Source organism: Streptomyces sp. NPDC007808 (assembly GCF_042868655.1).
In the GTDB taxonomy this organism is placed as follows: domain Bacteria; phylum Actinomycetota; class Actinomycetes; order Streptomycetales; family Streptomycetaceae; genus Streptomyces.
The window spans coordinates 607,405-625,590 of sequence record NZ_JBIAEQ010000003.1; the positions used below are offsets into that span (position 1 = coordinate 607,405).

9 protein-coding genes are annotated in these 18,186 nt (G+C 71.8%); 3 read left to right on the top strand and 6 right to left on the bottom strand.

Annotated elements, in window-relative coordinates:
- Window positions 1–132 precede the first annotated feature (132 nt).
- From ACFYNL_RS14525 to ACFYNL_RS14540, 4 genes are all read right to left on the bottom strand, one after another.
- On the bottom strand, window positions 133–1,536 hold the full coding sequence (locus tag ACFYNL_RS14525) for a dipeptidase (RefSeq protein WP_388802019.1): 1,404 nt from the start codon (window positions 1,534–1,536) through the stop codon (window positions 133–135).
- Between the two features lie 10 nt (window positions 1,537–1,546).
- Window positions 1,547–5,191: a UvrD-helicase domain-containing protein gene (locus ACFYNL_RS14530; protein WP_388802022.1), complete on the bottom strand. Its 3,645-nt coding sequence runs from the start codon at window positions 5,189–5,191 to the stop codon at window positions 1,547–1,549.
- A 375-nt stretch (window positions 5,192–5,566) separates the two neighbouring features.
- Complete coding sequence (locus ACFYNL_RS14535; RefSeq protein WP_388802025.1) at window positions 5,567–9,313, bottom strand: UvrD-helicase domain-containing protein; 3,747 nt, start codon at window positions 9,311–9,313, stop codon at window positions 5,567–5,569.
- 257 nt (window positions 9,314–9,570) lie between these two features.
- Window positions 9,571–9,978 carry an MGMT family protein gene (locus tag ACFYNL_RS14540; protein WP_388802028.1) on the bottom strand — a complete coding sequence of 136 codons (408 nt, stop codon included), beginning with the start codon at window positions 9,976–9,978 and terminating at the stop codon, window positions 9,571–9,573.
- Between the two features lie 185 nt (window positions 9,979–10,163).
- Here ACFYNL_RS14540 and ACFYNL_RS14545 point away from each other — a divergent pair, with 185 nt between their 5' ends.
- From ACFYNL_RS14545 to ACFYNL_RS14555, 3 genes are all read left to right on the top strand, one after another.
- Window positions 10,164–12,998, top strand: a complete 2,835-nt coding sequence (locus ACFYNL_RS14545; RefSeq protein ID WP_388802031.1) for a YbhN family protein — start codon at window positions 10,164–10,166, stop codon at window positions 12,996–12,998.
- Window positions 12,999–13,174: 176 nt separating this feature from the next.
- Window positions 13,175–14,722: an alpha/beta hydrolase gene (locus ACFYNL_RS14550; protein ID WP_388802033.1), complete on the top strand. Its 1,548-nt coding sequence runs from the start codon at window positions 13,175–13,177 to the stop codon at window positions 14,720–14,722.
- A 123-nt stretch (window positions 14,723–14,845) separates the two neighbouring features.
- Complete coding sequence (locus ACFYNL_RS14555; RefSeq protein WP_388802036.1) at window positions 14,846–16,384, top strand: alpha/beta hydrolase; 1,539 nt, start codon at window positions 14,846–14,848, stop codon at window positions 16,382–16,384.
- A gap of 278 nt (window positions 16,385–16,662) precedes the next feature.
- On the opposite strand, the gene ACFYNL_RS14560 is transcribed toward ACFYNL_RS14555, so the two are convergent.
- Complete coding sequence (locus ACFYNL_RS14560) at window positions 16,663–17,271, bottom strand: hypothetical protein (RefSeq protein ID WP_388802039.1); 609 nt, start codon at window positions 17,269–17,271, stop codon at window positions 16,663–16,665.
- Window positions 17,237–18,130 (bottom strand): hypothetical protein, encoded by an 894-nt coding sequence (locus ACFYNL_RS14565; RefSeq protein WP_388802041.1) that lies wholly within the window; start codon window positions 18,128–18,130, stop codon window positions 17,237–17,239. Before ACFYNL_RS14565 ends, ACFYNL_RS14560 begins: the two co-directional genes overlap by 35 nt.
- Window positions 18,131–18,186 lie beyond the last annotated feature (56 nt).

The window sequence follows — 18,186 nt, forward strand, 5'->3', positions numbered from 1 at the left end:
AACGGTGTGCTTCGGCGGGTGGATCGGCGGGACGTGCGGCGGGCGGCGACCGGACTCGGCAGGGATCGGTGATGCGTGGCGGCCTTCTCAGTGTGCCCCGCGTACGACGCCGGTCCGGACCGCCGACGGAGCTCAGGGCGCATGGCGCCAGTGGGCGGCGAGGTCGCCCCACAGGTAGGCGGTGGTCTCGACGCCTTTGAGGAGAAGGTCCAGCTCCACCTTCTCGTTCGGCGCGTGCCAGCCGTCGGAGGGGACGGAGATGCCGAGGAAGAGCACGGGCGCGCCGAGGACGTCCTGCAGGTCGGCGGCGGGTCCCGAGCCGCCTTCGCGGGTGAAGCGGACGGGGCCCTCGAAGGCGCGGCCCATGGCGCGTACGACGGACTGCAGGGCCGGGTGGTCCAGGGGCGTCAGGCACGGGCGTGTACCCGCCGAGAACGTGATCTCGCTGCGGATGCCCGCGGGCGTCTGCTCGGCGGCCCAGGCGTGGACCACTTTCTCGATGTGGTCGAGGTCCTGCCCCGCGACCAGGCGGAACGAAAGCTTCACCATCGCGGAGGAGGGGATGATCGTCTTGCTGCCCGGTCCCTGGTATCCGCCACCGATGCCGTTGACCTCGGCGGTGGGCCGGGCCCAGATGCGCTCGAGGGTGGTGTGAGCGGCCTCACCATGGGTGGCGTGCGACTTGGCGGTGCGCAGCCACTGCTGCTCGTCGAAGGGCAGTTCGGCGAAGAGCTCGCGCTCACGCTCGGTCAGTTCCACGACTCCGTCGTAGAAGCCGGGGATCGCCACGCGCGCGTGCTCGTCGTGCAGAGCGGCGACCAGGCGGGCCGCGGCCGTCGCCGGGTTGGGGACTGCGCCGCCGAAGGAGCCGGAGTGGATGTCCTGGTCGGGGCCGTACAGCCGGATCTCGCACTCGGCGAGGCCGCGCATGCCGGTGCACACGGTCGGGGTGTCCTCGGACCACATGCCGGTGTCGGAGACGATCACGGCGTCGGCCGCGAGACGCCCGGCGCGCTCCTCGACGAGCGCGCGGAAGTTCGGGGAGCCGGACTCCTCCTCACCCTCGATCAGGAGCTTCAGGTTGACGGCCGGGGTGGTGCGGCCCGTGGCGGCGAGGTGGGCGCGGACGCCGAGTGTGTGGAAGAACACCTGGCCCTTGTCGTCGGCCGCCCCGCGCGCGTAGAGGCGTCCGTCGCGTACGACGGGCTCGAAGGGCTCACTGTCCCAGCCGTCCTCCCGGGCGGCGGGCTGCACGTCATGGTGGCCGTAGACGAGGACCGTGGGCGCCTGCGGGTCCTCCGCGGGCCACTCGGCGAAGACGGCGGGCGCGCCCGGGGTCGGCCAGACCTCCGCGGTCGGGAAGCCGGTCTCCTTGAGTTTGGCGGCGAGCCAGTCGGCGCTGCGGCGTACGTCGGGCGCGTGGTCGGGCTGGGCCGACACGGAGGGGATGCGCAGCCACTCGGCGAGGTCGTCGAGGAAGGCGGCACGATGCTGCTCGATGTACGTACGGACGGCGCTGTCCGGGGTCTGGCTCATGGTCACGAGCCTATCGGCCCGCACCGACATCCTGGCTGGGCGGTTCCTCACAGTGCGCCCGCGCGACCGGCTCCTGCGTCAGCAGCCGCTCCAGCGCGGCCCGGTCCGGCAGGGTGTCCGGGCGTACGACCTCGCCGCTGCGGACGTACAGGAAGGCGGCGTCGACCGACTCCAGGGGCACGCCCTGCTGCTCGGCCCAGGCGAGCCGGTAGAGGGCCAGCTGCAGCGGGTCCGCGGTGCGGGTGCGGTTGGTCTTCCAGTCGACGATCTCGTACGTCGCCCGCTCACCGTCGCCCTCCTTGTAGACGGCGTCGATACGGCCCCGTACGACGCGCCCGGCGATCGACAGCTGGAACGGGGCCTCGACCCGGTACGGCGTGCGCTGCGCGTACTCGGTGCGCTCGAAGGCGTCCTTCAGGGCTTGCAGGTCCCGTTCGTCGGCGATCTCGGCCTCGCTGCCGGGCAGGTCCTCCGGCTCCAGCATGGGCAGTGTCAGCTCCTCGAAGCGGGCTTCGACCCAGGCGTGGAACCGGGTGCCCCGGCGTGCGGCGGGTTGTGGCGGGCGCGGCATGGGGCGCGCGAGTTCCTGCGCGAACCCGTCCGGGTCGGCGGCCAGACGCAGCAGCTGGGAGGCGGTGAGGGAGGCGGGCAGGGGTACGTCCGTGACGCTCGCGCGGGCGCTCAGGAGTTCCCCGGCGAGGGCGTCGAGGTCGCGGTCCCATGAAGCGATGGTGCGGGCCTCTTCCGGTGTGAGGGGTTCCGGTTCCGCGGGGCGGGGGTGGGCCGGCGGGGGGACGGGGTCCGGAGAGGCCGCCTGGTGCGGGACCGTGGGGCGGTGGGTGGGTACGGAAGGACGGCCCGTGGGCACCGGGGGGTGGTCGGTGGGCAGCGGAGGGCGGTCGGTGGGCACAGAGGGGGTGTCGGTGGGCGTCGGAAGGTGGACCGTAGGGGCCGAAGGGGCCTTTGTCGACGTCGAGGGGCGGTCCGTGGTCCAGGAGTCCCAGTCCGCGGGGTCCTCCGCGGCGAAGGGGTCCTCCTCCGCGTACGCCTCCACGAGGGACTCGTCGTCGTCCGGTGGCGGGGGCCAGTCCGGGTCGTCGTAGGTGTCCGGGTCGTGTGTCGCCGTAGGGCCTGCCTCCTCGTCGGAGGCGAGGTTCAGGGTCTCCAGGTGGGCCAGGACCGTCTCGGCCGCCGCGCGCCGGCGTGCCAGGGCGGCCTCGTCCAAGGGCAGGGGCCAGACCTGGTCCGCGCTCTCCCGGTGCAGGGCCGGGTTCTCCGCGTCCTCGGCCGGTTCGTCGGCCCACGCCTCGATCTCGCCGTATCCGGCCGCGCAGTGGTCGTGGAGGGCCTGGAGGAAGTCGGAGGGCCCGCGGGGCTTCTTCTGGGTGGGGCCCCACCAGTGGCCGGAGCCGAGGAGCAGGGAGCGGGGGCGGGTGAAGGTGACGTAGCCGAGGCGGAGCTCCTCGGTGAGCTGGTGGTCCTTCATGGCCTCGTGGAAGGCCTTCAGGCCGCGGGAGTCCCAGGACTCGACGTCGGGGAGGGTGTCCGCGTCCCCGCGCAGTTCGTGCGGGAGCACCTTCCCCTGGGCGGTCCACTTCTCGCGACCCTGGGCGCTGGGGAAGGTGCCGGTGACCAGGCCGGGGACCGCCACGACGTCCCACTCCAGGCCCTTGGACTTGTGGGCGGTGAGCACCTTGACCGTGTTCTCGCCTCCCGGCAGGGCGTTGTCGAGCCCCTTCTCGTACTGGGCAGCGGTACGCAGGAAGCCGAGGAAGGCGAGCAGGGTCGCCTCGTTGTCGCCGGCGGCGAAGGAGGCGGCGACGTCCAGGAAGTTGGACAGGGTCTCGCGGCGGCGTGCGGCCAGGGCGTGCGGGGACGCCGACAGCTCCACCTCCAGACCGGTGACGGCGAGGACGCGGTGCAGGACGTCCATGAGCGGGTCGGACAGGGATCGGCGCAGATCGCGCAGCTCGGTGGCCAGGCGCGCGAACCGCACGCGCGCGTCCGGTGAGAAGGGCAGGCCGTCGTGGTCCGCGTCGCCGCCCAGCGGCGTCTCCAGGAAGGTGTCGAGAGCGTCCGCGAGGGAGATCACCTCGGCGGGGTCCACGCCCTGGACGGCCTCGGCGAGACGGCGGTCCGGGTCGTCGTCGCCGTCCACGCGCGCGTGGGACACCAGCAGCCGTGCGCGGCGTCCCAGGAGGGCGAGGTCACGGGGCCCGATGCGCCAGCGCGGGCCGGTGAGCAGGCGGACCAGGGAGGCGTTGGCGCCGGGGTCCTGGAGGACCTCGCAGACGGCGACCAGGTCGGCGACCTCGGGCAGATGCAGCAGCCCGGACAGGCCGACCACCTCGACGGGGATGTCCCGGGCGACGAGCGCGCCCTGGATCTCGGCGAAGTCGGTCGCCGTGCGGCACAGGACGGCGATCTCGCCGGGCGCCTTGCCGGTCCGTACCAGGTGCGCGACGGAGTCGGCGAGCCAGTCGATCTCCTCGGCGTGGGTGGGCAGGAGCGCACAGCGGACCTGCCCGTCACGCTCCGCGCCGGGGGCCGGGCGGAGGGCCTCCACGCCCGCGTGCATGGCGCGCAGGGGCTCGGCGAGGCCGTTGGCGAGGTCCAGGAGACGGCCGCCGCTGCGGCGGTTCTCGCTGAGCGCCTGGCGGGTGGCCGGGCGGCCGTCCGCGTGGGCGAAGTGCTCGGGGAAGTCGTCGAGGTTGGCGACGGAGGCGCCGCGCCAGCCGTAGATGGCCTGGCAGGGGTCGCCGACTGCGGTCACGGGGTGGCCGGTGCCGCCTCCGAACAGGCCCGCCAGAAGGACGCGTTGGGCGACGGACGTGTCCTGGTACTCGTCCAGGAGGACCACGCGGAACTCGTCGCGCATGATGCGGCCCACTTCGGGGATCCCCGCGAGCTGTGCCGACAGGGCGATCTGGTCGCCGAAGTCGAGCAGGTCCCGCTCCCGTTTGACGGCGCGGTAGCGGCCCACGAGGTCGGCGAGTGCGCGGCGGGCCGCGGCCGCCTCGGGAACCTTGCGCAGATCGGCGTTGGTGAGTTTGGCGCCTTCGAGGCGGAGCAGCAGCCGGGCGTCGTACGCGCGCAGGGCCTCGGGGCGTACGAGGTGCTCGGCGAGTTCGGCGTCGAGGGTGAGAAGGTCGCTGACCAGGTCGGCGAACGAGCGGGTCAGGGCCGGGTAGGGGCCCGGAGCCTCGCGCAGGACACGTGCGGCGAGCTGGTAGCGGGTGGCGTCGGCGAGGAGGCGGGAGGTCGGTTCGAGGCCGATGCGCAGGCCGTGGTCGGTCAGCAGACGCCCCGCGAAGGCGTGGTACGTCGAGATCACCGGCTCGCCGGGCGGGTTGTCCGGGTCGATGACGTCGGGGTCGGTGACGCCGGCCCTGACCAGCGCCTTGCGCACGCGCTCGGCGAGTTCACCGGCGGCTTTGTTGGTGAAGGTGAGGCCCAGTACCTGCTCGGGGGCGACCTGGCCGGTGCCGACCAGCCACACCACGCGCGCCGCCATCACCGTCGTCTTGCCCGATCCCGCTCCGGCCACGATCACCTGCGGGGCGGGCGGCGCGGTGATGCAGGCCGTCTGCTCCGGGGTGAACGGGATCCCGAGGAGCTCCTTGAGCTGCTCGGGATCGGTGATACGGGCGGACACCTCAGAGAGGCTAGCGGCGGGCACTGACAGCGGATGCCGCATCGGCCCCTCGGGCTGGGATATACGCAGGTCAGCACGTGAGGTGCGATCGATCACTCCGGTCCGCGGACCCGGTCGGCCGCTCGATCCATCGGCTCGCGCCGCCTCGGGGCCCTCGACCGGACCGGCTGCCCGGCACCCTCGGGTCCCCGGCCCGCGCCACCTCCCGGCACCCCGGGGCGCACTACCACCCCGGCCCCTCAGGCCGGTCGGCCGCACCGCCTGCCCGCCGCCACCGGCCACTCGACCGCTCGGTTCGACCACTCGGCCGCTCGACCGCTCGGTCACTCTGACCGCACCGGCCACTCTGACCGCACCGGCCACCGGAAGGCCCCGTCACTCGACCACGTGCCGCCCCTCGGGTCGCGCACTGCACGACGCCCGGAACGCGCAGTGTGTGCAGTGCTGGCCGGTACTCGGCGCGAAGCGTTCGTCGAGGACCTTGCCCGCCGCCGTGGCGAGCAGCTCGCCGACCCACGCCCCCTCCGGGCCCTCCAGGGCGCCCTGACTTTGCACCTTGGGCAGGGTCTCGCCGCCGTCCCGCTTGGCGGCGCCCTGACGCAGCTGGACGAGTTCGGCGCCGCCCGGATCGGGACGTATGCCGTCGAAGGCCTCGTCGACGGCGCCCTCGCGGACGGCGAGCTGGTAGACGGCGAGCTGAGGATGACGGGCCACCTCGGCCGAGCTCGGCGCCTGCTTGCCGGTCTTGAAGTCGACGACGTAGGCGCGGCCCTCGCCGTCGGCCTCGACGCGGTCCATCTGGCCGCGGATGCGCACCTCGACGTCGCCGGCCTCCAGGGTCACGTCGAAGTCGTGCTCGCTCGCCACCGGTGTGCGCCCCGCGCGGTCCATCACATGCCACGCAAGGAAGCGTTCGAGCGCCACGCGCGCGTTGGCCTTCTCCTGGTCCGACTTCCACGGCGCGTCGAAGGCGAGCGCGTTCCACACGGACTCAAGGCGCTCCATGAGGACGGCTAGGTCGGCCGGGGTGTGTCCGGAGGCCACCTCGTCGGCGAGGACGTGCACCACGTTGCCGAAGCCCTGAGCCGCGGTCGCGGGCGCGTCGGCCTTCACCTCGCGCCCCAGGAACCACTGCAGGGCACAGGTGTTGGCGAGCTGGTCGAGGGCGCTTCCGGAGAGCACGACGGGCTGGTCGCGGTCGCGCAGCGGCACCTTGGACTCGGTCGGCTCGAACATGCCCCACCAGCGGTAGGGGTGCGCGGAGGGGACCAGCGGGCGGCCGTCCTCGTCGGCGAGTGCGGCGAGCCGGGCCAGTCGGCGGGCGGCGGCTTCCCTGAGAGCATCCGAGACGCGCGGGTCCACCGTGGTCGCCCGGAGTTCGGCGACGAGCGCCGCGACGGCCAGGGGGCGGCGCGGGCGGCCCGTCACGTCCTTCGGTTCTACGCCGAGTTCGGTCAGGAAGCGGGAGGGCTGGTCGCCGTCGTCGGCCGGCGCCTTCACCGCCGTGACGACGAGGCGTTCACGCGCGCGCGTGGCGGCCACGTAGAACAGGCGGCGCTCCTCGGCCAGCAGCGCCCCCGGGGTGAGCGGTTCGGCGAGTCCGTCACGGCCGATGCGGTCGGCCTCCAACAGGGAACCGCGGCGGCGCAGGTCCGGCCACAGGCCCTCCTGCACGCCGGCGACGACGACCAGACGCCATTCCAGGCCCTTGGAGCGGTGCGCGGTCATCAGGCGCACGGCATCGGGCCGCACGGCACGCCGCGTGAGGGTGTCCGCGGCGATGTCCTCGGCGTCGATCTCCGCCAGGAAGTTCAGGGCGCCCCGGCCGCCCGTGCGCTCCTCCGCGCGGGCCGCGGTCGCGAACAGGGCGCATACGGCGTCGAGGTCGCGGTCGGCGTTGCGTCCGGCCGCGCCGCCGCGTCGGGCGGCCCGCTCCAGCCGGGTGGGCCACGGTGTGCCCTCCCACAGGTCCCACAGCGCCTCCTCGGCCGTACCGCCGCCTGCGAGGCGCTCGCGGGCCTTGCGCAGCAGTGCGCCGAGACGCTGGGCGCCACGCGCGTACGAGGGGTCGTGCACGGCCAGTCGCTCCGGCTCGGCCAGGGCTCGCGCGAGCAGCTCGTCCGAGGGCGGCGGCAAGGGGTTGCCCGCTGCCCGTTCCTCGTCGCGCAGGGCACGCCCGAGACGGCGCAGATCGGCCGCGTCCATGCCGGCCAGGGGCGAGGCGAGCAGAGTGAGGGCGGTTTCGGTGTCCAGCCAGCAGCCGTCCGGCCGGGGCTCGTGAAGGACGGGTTCTCCTGCGAGGACGGCCTCCGAGGACTCCTCCTGCCCTGTCCGGGCCGCCTCGACGGAAGCATCCGGCGCCACCGCTTCCGCACCCGCCCTCTCGGCGGAAACCCCCGATGCCGGCGACCCTTCATCCGCCGACTCCGAGGAAGCCCCAGACGCGACCGCCTCCCCGCCCGCCGACTCCGAGGAAACCCCCGCCACGAGCGCATCCGCACCCGACCACTCCGAGGAAACCCCCGACGCCGACTCCTCCGCCCCGGCCGCGCCTGACGGAACCTTCGGCTCCGCCCCGGCCGCATCGGACGGAACCTTCGGCTCCGTCCCGCTCGCCACCCCGGAGGAAGCCTCGCGGGTCGCCGCTCCCTCCGCCTCGCGGGTCGCCGCTCCCTCCGCCTCGCGGGTCGCCGCTCCCTCCGCCTCGGGGTGCGCCGAGCGCTCCCCCACCTCCGCGCCGGCCACCGCCCGCAACGCAGTCAGCAGGGGTGTGACGGCGGGCTCGTGGCGCAAGGGCAGGTCGTCGCCGTCGATGTCCAGGGGCACGCCGGCGGCCGTGAGCGCCCGGCGCACGGTCGGGATGGTGCGCGCCCCCGCACGCACCAGCACGGCCATCTCACTCCAGGGCACGCCGTCTTCGAGGTGCGCCCTGCGAAGGATGTCGGCGATGTTGTCCAGTTCCGTGCCGGATGTCGGATAGGTGAAGACCTCGACGCGGCTGCCCTCGCGGGCCGCGGCGAGCTCTCGGTGGGCGCGGACCTTCTCCGCCGGGAGCCTGGTGAGGGGCATGCGCTGGGTCAGCAGCCGCGTCGCGGCCAGCAGGGCGGCGCCCGAGCGGCGGGAGGTGCGCAGGACCTCGACCGGCGCCGGACGGCCGTCCGCGCGCGGGAAGGCCCGGGGGAAGTCCAGGATGCCGTTCACGTCGGCGCCGCGGAACGCGTAGATCGACTGGTCGGGATCGCCGAAGGCGACGAGGGTGCGGCCGTCGCCGGCGAGGGCGCGCAGCAGCCGCACCTGGGCCGGGTCGGTGTCCTGGTACTCGTCGACGTACACGGCGTCGTACCGGGCGGCGATGCGGGCGCCGGCCTCGGGGCGGCGGGCGAGGAGCACCGCGCGGTGGACGAGTTCGGCGTAGTCGAGCACGCCCTGCATGTCGAGCACGTCGAGGTACTCGGCGAGGAAGGAGGCCGCGGCGCGCCAGTCGGGGCGCCCGATGCGGCGGGCGAAGTCGTCCAGGGCCTCGGGGCCGAGTCCCAGTTCGCGGCTGCGGGCGAGGACCGCGCGGACCTCGTCGGCGAAGCCGCGGGTGGTGAGGCAGGCGCGCAGTTCGTCCGGCCAGCGCACGTGCGCCAGCCCGAGCCGCTCCAGGTCCGGCTGGCCCGCCAGCAGTTCCCGGACGGTGACGTCCTGCTCGGGACCGGACAGCAGCCGCAGTGGCTCCACGAACAGGTCGCTGTCCTGGTGGGCGCGGACCAGGGCGTAGCAGAAGGAGTGGAACGTGGTCGCCTGGGGCGCGCGTGCCGCCCCGATGCGCAGCGCCATACGGTCGCGCAGTTCCACGGCGGCCTTGCGGCTGAACGTCAGCACGAGGATGCGTTCGGGGTCCCCGCCACGGGCGATGCGCGCCGCCACCGACTCGACGAGCGTGGTGGTCTTCCCCGTGCCGGGACCGGCGAGAACGAGCAAGGGGCCGGTCGCGTGGTCAACCACGGCACGCTGTGCGGCGTCAAGAGGAGGGGGAGCCTCCTGGGCGACAGGGGTGCGCACCAGCCGGTAAGCGCCACGGGTCCCCTGCCGTACCCGGGGGTGCGACAGGCGCCTGGTGGAGGAAGAGGAGCTCACGTGGTTCGCCGGTCCTGGTGGGTGTGCTGGTGGGTCGCCCCTCGCGCGTGGAGGGCGGTGGCCGCGGGATGAGGGCGACACGTGCAGCCGACGCTACGCCGACGGATGACGCGGAAGCAGGGCTTCCGACTCATCCCTCGGTTCACTCGTGGCACGTGCGTCCCTCGACTCACGAACGTACGTCATGCCACAGACGTGCCCCTCTTCCCCCGTACGGATCACGGATCACACCGAGGGCCGTCCGATGGCGGAAGCTGTCAGGTGTGACCCAGTGCGCGCTCGCCGCCGTCCCATCGCGCCCGCTTCATGTCCAGGCGCGGAAGGTGGCCCTCGGCGGCCCTGCTCGCCCCCTTCAGAGGCGTGCCCTCCGACCGGTAGTGCCCCAGCGCTCTCAGTTCGTGGCCCGGCAGCAGGACGCCGTCCGCCCGGACCACGCGCCACCAGGGCACGGCTCCCCCGTACAGGGCCATCACCCGGCCGACCTGGCGCGGGCCACCCTCCTCCAGCCACTCCGCGACGTCCCCGTACGTCATGACACGCCCCGGCGGGATCAGTTCGGCGACCTCAAGCACCCTCTCGGCGTACTCCGGCAGCGTGTCCGCGTACTCCGAGCGGGCGTCGTCGTACTCCGGACGGGCCTCGTCCGGACGGCTCTCCTCGCTCATCGGCCCCATCCTGCCCCACGCCACCGACAATGTGACGCGTTCGGCACTGTGCGTATCCCTCGCCACTGGGCGACGCTTCGGGCAGACTGTCGGCCCCGCATTTGCACCCTGATGCCCCCGTGTGTCGGTGCGGCATGCCACCATCGTGCGGGCGGTGACTGGTGATACGAGATCAAGAAGAGACGATGAAGCAACAGGGTGTGCACCCGGAGGACGCGGAGAGCACCTCTGACGCTTCGTCGCGCCCGGGCACCGCGAACGGCGACAAGACGGACGCCGACGACAGGGGCGGCGGCAAGGACGAGAAGGCCGACGCCGGGCAGGAGACGCCCGCCAAGGACGCCGGCACGAGCGACGCCGGGCGGAAGGCCCTCGGACGCAAGGCCGTCGAGGGCAAGGCCGCGTACGACCGCGACGAGGCCCACGTGGACGAGGTCGAGGGCGACGAACCACTGCTGCCCGCGCGCGTGCACCGCCCGTCGGACCTGATGCGGCTTCTGGTGGGCGTGCTGGGTATCGCCCTGCTGCTCGCGATCGCCGCGTTCGCGCATGGCACCACTTCGGGTCTGGAACAGGACATCAACAAGGGCACCGGCCAGGCGCCCGACGTGTTCAGCAAGCTGGCCGGACTCGTCTCCAGCATCGCGATCCTCCTGGTGCCCGTCGCCTTCGCCATCGAGCGGCTGATCAAGCGGGACGGGCTGCGGATCGCCGACGGCGTGCTCGCGGCGGTCCTCGCGCACGGGGTGACGCTCGCCACCGACCTGTGGGTGGCGCAGGCCGCCCCGGAGTCCATCCGGGACGCGCTCACCCAGCCGTCCCCCGGCGACGTCGGCTCCCTCACCGACCCGGTGCACGGCTACCTCGCGCCCGTCATCGCGTACATGACGGCCGTGGGCATGTCCCGCAGACCGCGCTGGCGTGCGGTCCTGTGGGCGGTCCTGGTCCTGTACGCGTTCTCCATGCTGGTCACCGGCTACACCACGCCGTTCTCGATCCTCCTGACGCTGCTGATCGGCTGGACCGTCGCCTACGGCACGCTGTACGCGGTCGGCTCCCCGAATGTGCGGCCCACCGGACGGACCCTGATGGCGGGCCTGCGGCACGTGGGCTTCCGCCCGGTGAGCGCGGCGCGCGAGGAGGTCGCCGACACCCACGAGACGACCACCGACCGCGGCCGGCGTTACTTCGTCACCCTGGAGGACGGCCCACCGCTGGACGTGACGGTGGTCGACCGGGAGCAGCAGGCGCAGGGCTTCTTCTATCGCGCGTGGCGCAATCTGACACTGCGCGGGTTCGCCACCCGCAGCAGCCTGCAGTCGCTGCGTCAAGCCCTGGAGCAGGAGGCGCTGCTCGCGTACGCGGCCATCGCGGCGGGCGCCAACGCGCCGAAGCTGATCGCCACCTCCGAGCTCGGTCCGGACGCCGTGATGCTCGTCTACGAGCACACCGGCGGGCGCACCCTGGACTCGCTGCCGGACGACGAGATCACCGACGACCTGCTGCAGGGCACATGGCACCAGGTCAAGGCGCTGCAGTCCCGTCGCATCGCGCACCGCAGACTGGTCGGCGACGCGATTCTGGTGGATCGTTCCGGCAAAGTGATCATCACAGATCTGCGCATCGGTGAGATCGCGGCGAACACTCTGCTGCTCCGCATGGACATCTCCCAGCTGCTGGTGACGCTGGGCCTCAGGGTGGGAGCCGAGCGCGCGGTGGCCACGGCGGTGAGCGTGCTCGGCCCCGACGCGGTGGCCGACTGCCTGCCGATGCTGCAGCCCATCGCCCTGAGCCGCTCCACGCGCGCGACGCTGCGCCGACTGGCCCGGGAGCGTGCCGAGCGGGAGCGCGAGGCGGTGCTGGAGGCATCCCGGCACGCCAAGCACGCCCGCAGCGAGGAGGAGGCGGGCGACGCCGCGGCCGTACCCGACAAGCCGGACAAGAAGACCGTGCGGGCACAGGCGCGGGCCGAGAAGCGAGCCATCGACGAGGCACTGGAGGAGGCGCGCGAGGAGGATCTGCTCACACAGATCCGGCACGAGGTGCTGCGGATCAGGCCGCAGGCGCCGGTCGAACCGGCCCGGCTGGAGCGGGTGCGGCCACGTACGCTCATCAGCTTCATCGCGGGTGCCATCGGCGCGTACTTCCTGCTGACGCAGCTCACGCACTTCGAGTTCGGCCCGCTCATGTCCAACGCGCAGTGGGGCTGGGTGGCCGCGGCGGTGCTGTTCTCTGCGGCCAGCTACTTCGCGGCGGCGATGGCGCTGCTGGGGTTCGTGCCCGAGCGGGTGCCGTTCCGGCGGACCGTGGCGGCGCAGGTCGCCGGGTCCTTCGTGAAGATCGTCGCCCCCGCGGCGGTGGGCGGCGTCGCCCTCAACACACGCTTCCTCCAGCGCGCGGGCGTGCGGCCGGGGCTCGCGGTGGCGAGTGTCGGCGCGTCGCAGCTGTTCGGGCTCGGCTGCCACATCCTGATGCTGTTGGCGTTCGGCTATCTGACCGGCACCGAGAAGACCCCGTCGCTGTCGCCGTCCCGGACGGTCATCGCGGGTCTGCTGACGGTGGCGGTGCTGCTGCTCGTGGTGACCTCGGTGCCGTTCCTGCGGAAATTCGTCGTCACGCGCGTGAGGTCGCTCTTCGCGGGCGTCGTGCCGCGCATGCTCGACGTACTCCAGCGGCCGCAGAAGCTGATCACCGGCATCGGCGGCATGCTGCTGCTGACCGCGTGCTTCGTGATGTGCCTCGACGCGTCCATCCGCGCCTTCGGCAGCGAGGGCACCTCGATCAGCATCGCCAGCGTGGCCGTCGTCTTCCTCGCGGGCAACGCACTCGGTTCCGCGGCCCCCACCCCGGGCGGCGTGGGCGCCGTGGAGGCCACCCTGACCTTCGGTCTGATCGCCGTCGGCCTGGAAAGCCAGGTCGCCGCACCCGCGGTGCTGCTGTTCCGGCTGCTGACACTGTGGCTGCCGGTACTGCCGGGATGGCTCGCCTTCAACCACCTCACACGCAAGGGCGCGCTGTAGCGGCCGTCGTGCGAAGCACCGACCACCGGGCATGACGGTCTTTTTCGTACCAAAGGCCTTGTCGTACGAGGAGGACGGCGTCGTACGTTGTAAGGCACGGAAGAGGTGAGGCGTCGCGGTCCCTCGTACGGCCCGCGCTCCGAGCGCCCCACCCCACACGACCGCAGGATGGGACCATGCCGAACCCTGCCCGGACGCGCGCCGCTGCCCTGACCGCCACCGCCCTGCTGCTGTCCTCCGTGCTGGCGGGCTGCAGCGACGGCGACTCCGGGGAACAGGACCTGACAGCCCAGGAGCTGAGCTGGGAGGACTGCCCGGCACCGTCCCAGGCCCAGGGCGGCGGGGGCAGCCCGTCACCTCTGCCGGGCGGCGACGGCTGGCAGTGCGCCACGATGAAGGCGCCCCGCGACTGGGACGACCCCAAGGGCGACACGATCGACATCGAGCTGATCCGGGCGAGGACCAGCGGCGACGAGAACCGGCGCATCGGCTCCCTGATCTTCAACTTCGGCGGCCCGGGCGGTTCGGGCGTCACCACGCTGCCCGCTTTCGGCGAGGGCTACGAGAAGCTGCGCAGCCGCTACGACCTGGTCAGTTTCGACCCTCGTGGGGTCGGCCGCAGCGAACCCGTGCGGTGCGAGAACGACCAGGAGCTCGACGCCTACTTCCAGCAGGACGCGACGCCGGACGACACCGCCGAGCGCACCGAACTGGTGGATGCGACCAAGGACTTCAACGAGGCGTGCGAGGAGAACTCCGACGGGATGCTGCCGCACGTACGCACCACCGACGCGGCCCGTGACCTGGAGCTGATGCGCCAGGTCCTCGGTGACGACAAGCTGCACTACTTCGGCATCTCCTACGGCACCGAACTCGGCGGCGTCTACGCCCACCTCTTCCCCAAGAACGTCGGCCGTGCGGTCTTCGACGCCGTGGTCGACCCGACGCAGAATCCCGAGCAGGGCTCACTCGGGCAGGCCAGGGGCTTCCAGCGCGCGCTCGACAACTTCGCCGAGGACTGCACGTCCAGGACCGAGGAGTGCCCCATCGGAGACACCGCCCAGGAGGTCAAGGACCGCATCGCCGACCTGTTGCGGGACCTCGACAGCACACCGATCCCCGGCATCCTCCCGCGCCAGCTGACGCAGTCGGCCGCGGCCGGCGGCATCGCCCAGGCGCTGTACTCGCAGGAGTTCTGGCCCTATCTCACCCAAGGACTTGAACAGGCGTACGACGGCAACGGCCAGATCCTGATGCTGCTGTCCGACTCCATGAACGGGCGCGGCGAGAACGGTGAGTACAGCAACATCACCCCGGCCAACATTTCCATCAACTGCGCGGACGACAAGCCCCGGTACACGCCGGAGTACGTGCAGCGAAAGCTGCCCGAGTTCCGCTCGGCCTCGCCCCTGTTCGGGGAGTTCCTCGCCTGGTCCATGATCAGCTGCACCGACTGGCCGGTGGCGGGTGAGGCCGACCATCCCGACGTGAGCGCGCCCGGCTCGGCACCGATCCTCGTCGTGGGCAACACCGGCGACCCCGCCACGCCGTACGAGGGCGCACGCAGGATGGTGCAGGCGCTGGGCAAGGGTGTAGGCGTCGAGCTGACGTACCGGGGGCAGGGACACGGGGCGTACAACAGCAAGAACAGGTGCGTGCAGGACGCGGTGAACGGTTATCTGCTGGACGGGAAGGTACCGGCGGCGGGCACCGTGTGCTCGTAAGAGATCACTGAACTTGCAGGTCAGAAGGTTATCCACAGGCTCCGACGGGCTTTTCGTGATCCGCCTACTATGGCCTGACCGCCATCCGCGGCAGCGTGCGGACGGCCTGCGAGGGGGAAGAGCATGGCGCGTTTTGTACGTTGGACGGCCCTGACGGCCGCCGCCGCGCTCCTGGTGACGGGCTGCAGCGGCGGCTCGTCCGGCGGCGAGGGCAGTGGCCAGGGGAGCGAAACGGGTTCGGCGTCCGCCGGCTCGACGACCCCACTGCCGGCCTCGCTGACCTCGCAGAGACTCGACTGGGGAGACTGCAAGGCCACAGCGGACTCCCCTGAACCGGGCGGCGCCTGGCAGTGCGCGACCCTCGAAGCACCGCTGGACTGGGCGAAGCCGGACGGCGAGACGATCGACCTCGCACTGATCCGCGCCAAGGCCGACGGCGGTGACCGCATCGGCTCGCTGCTTTTCAACTTCGGCGGCCCCGGTAGCTCAGGGGTGTCCACACTGCCGTGGTACGCCTCCTCCGTCGCCGAGCTCGGCAAGCGCTACGACCTCGTGAGCTGGGACCCGCGCGGGGTGGGCGCCAGTAAGGGCCTGCGCTGCCGCAGCGACAAGGAGATCGAGGCCTCGGAGTCCGTGGACATCACCCCGGACACCTCGGCCGAGGAGACGGCCTACTTCCGCGACGCCGCCGCCTTCGGCAAGGGCTGCCAGAAGTCGGCGGGCACGCTGATGGCGCATGTGTCGACCACCGACACCGCGCGCGACATGGACCTCATGCGCCAGGTCCTCGGGGACACGAAGACGCACTACTTCGGCATCTCCTACGGCACCGAACTCGGCGGCGTCTACGCCCACCTGTTCCCCGAGAAGGTGGGCCGGCTCGTCCTCGACGCGGTCTCCGATCCGAGCGCCGACGCCGTGGGCCACGCCGAGAACCAGACCAGGGGCTTCCAGCGCGCCCTCGACAACTACCTGAAGTCCACCGGTCAGAGCGCCGAGGGCGGCACCCGAAAGATCGTGGACCTGCTGAGGCGGATCGACGCGAACCCGCTGCCCACGTCCTCCGACCGCAAGCTCACCGAGGCACTCGCCCTCATCGGTCTCCTGTACCCGCTGTACAGCGAGGCGAGCTGGCCGAGGTTGACCAGCGCAGTGAAGGCGGCCGAGCAGGGAGACGGCACGGAACTGCTGGCACTCGCCGACGACTACAACGATCGCGACGCCTCGGGGCACTACATGACCGGGACCCACTCGCAACGAGCCATATCGTGCCTGGACGACAAGCAGCGCCCCACCGTCGAGGAGACGAAGAAGCTGCTGCCTCGCTTCGAGAAGATCTCGCCCGTGTTCGGACCGATGCTGGGCTGGGACACCGCCGGCTGGTGCCACGACTGGCCGGTGGCCGGGCAGTACGACACTCCCGAGGTGAGCGCCCCGGGTGCGGCGCCGATCCTGCTCGTCGGCAACACCGGCGACCCGGCCACGCCCTACGAGGGCACCCGGCGGATGGCGGACGAGCTGGGCAAGGGCGTCGGCGTGATGATCACTTGGAAGGGCGAGGGCCACGCCGCGTACGGGAAGGGGAGCGACTGCGTCGACTCCGCGGTGAACGCGTATCTGCTCAAGGGGGCGGTGCCCGAGGACGGCAAGGTCTGCTCCTGAGGGACCGAACCCTGGATGAAACTTTGTGTGCAGATGCGTTGCCCTCTGTTGGGATCGTGGGCAGTAACCGGCCGGGGACAGAAGCCCATGGCATCCGAAGTGGTGGGACGACATGGGCTTCTCCTGCTCCGCCGGGCGGCGGAGCAGGGCGGCGGACCGGCCGGTGAGCGGGACGATCCCCCGGGAGCGGCCGGAGTACCTGCCCGGTAGGGCTGCCGTTCGGCTTCGCAGAAGGGAGCAGACCGTCCAGACCGGCGCAGCCCGAGGGACAGGCGGTGTCACACCTGGGCGCTGAGCACCTCGGCTTGGGTTTCCTTGAGGTTCCTGTACGACTCCCGGACGTAGATCACGAAGTCCGCCCCCGGGTGGCTCACGAGAGCCTTAGCGTCCGTCCCCGCCTCCCATTCGGCCACCGTGACCTCGTACGACGCGATGTGGGCGCAGAAGTCGAGGACTACGTGCGGGATCCGGTCCTCGATGAACAGGTCACCGTGGTCCACGATGACATCCCGCATCCGGCGCGCCGACGGCAAGAACACCGTGAGAACCCAGCGGCGCCAGAGTTTGCGCTGCTCCTCGGTCAACTCCGCGCCCCGCCGTCGTTCCTCCGCCGACGGTAGGTGCTGTCTGCGGAAGGCGTCCCAGGTCCGCTCGTTCGACTCCACGAGCACCAGGAGCGGCCCGTACAGATCCCGCAGCTGGGAGTCGACACGCTCCAGGCGTGCCTGGCGGCGGGCGCGTGCGAGTTCCCCGCGCTGATTGAGCACGTAGGCGAGGACGGCGATGAGGACACTGGCGATGGCGGTGACCAGCGCGGCGATCAGGGCGGACAGGGGGACTCCTTCACCCGGGTTACTGAGGTTCGAAGACCAGGGTCTGCTCGTCATCGGCGACCTCGATCGCGGTGCCGAGATGGGTCGCGAGCGTCTGCAGCCGCCCGTAGTTCTCGGTGGCACGACGATGCCCCTCGGCGTCACAGCGCACGGCGATCCCAGTCCTCGCCGGGCTCATCTCCCGGATGTGACGCTTGTCGATGATCTCGTGAAGACCCTGGACGACCGCCTCCTTCCAGGCGACATCCACCCCGCCGTTCACCGGGACGTCCGGGTCCGGACGGGCAGGAGTGGTGACCGACGAGGCCGTTGCGGCCGCCTCCAGTCTCCGTTCCAGCACTTGGAGTCTGATGTTCTGGTCCCGGACGAGGCGGACGAGCTCGTTGAGGATCTCGGGCGTCTGCCGGGGCTCCTCGGGCACGGGCACCGCCGCCGCCCTGATCTTCTGCAGCTCTGCGTCGAGTGCTCCCCAGTACTGGTCGAAATGGCTTCGCAGGACGCCGGGTTGCACCGGGCTGGCGCAGGCACCGTTGATCGTCTCGACCATCTCCCACACATGACGCTTGTCGGAGGAGTCAGTGGCCTGAAAGCTTGCCAGCGGCCCGGACTTGAGGTCCTTGTCCCGCAGATCGATGAGAAACGGCATGACCCGGCTGTAGGAGACCGCCTTCGACAACGCTCCTGCCTCGAAGTTGAGCCAGGGAGCCGTCTGGTTGCCGCGGGTGACACACACGATGCCCACGTCGGACTCCCGCAGTTCCTCGGCGATTCTGACCCTCGCCAGCTCACCCTTCGCGATGCCGGTGGGCGAGCAGAACGGCTGGATGGTGTGGTTCATCTTCTTGATCCACTCCTCCAGGACCAAGGCGCACTGCCGGGCTTTGTCGCCGGACCAACTGATGAAGAGCTTCACTCTGGCAGGTTCCTTGAGACGAGGGCGTGCGGCGGCCCGGTCCTTCGACCGGGCCG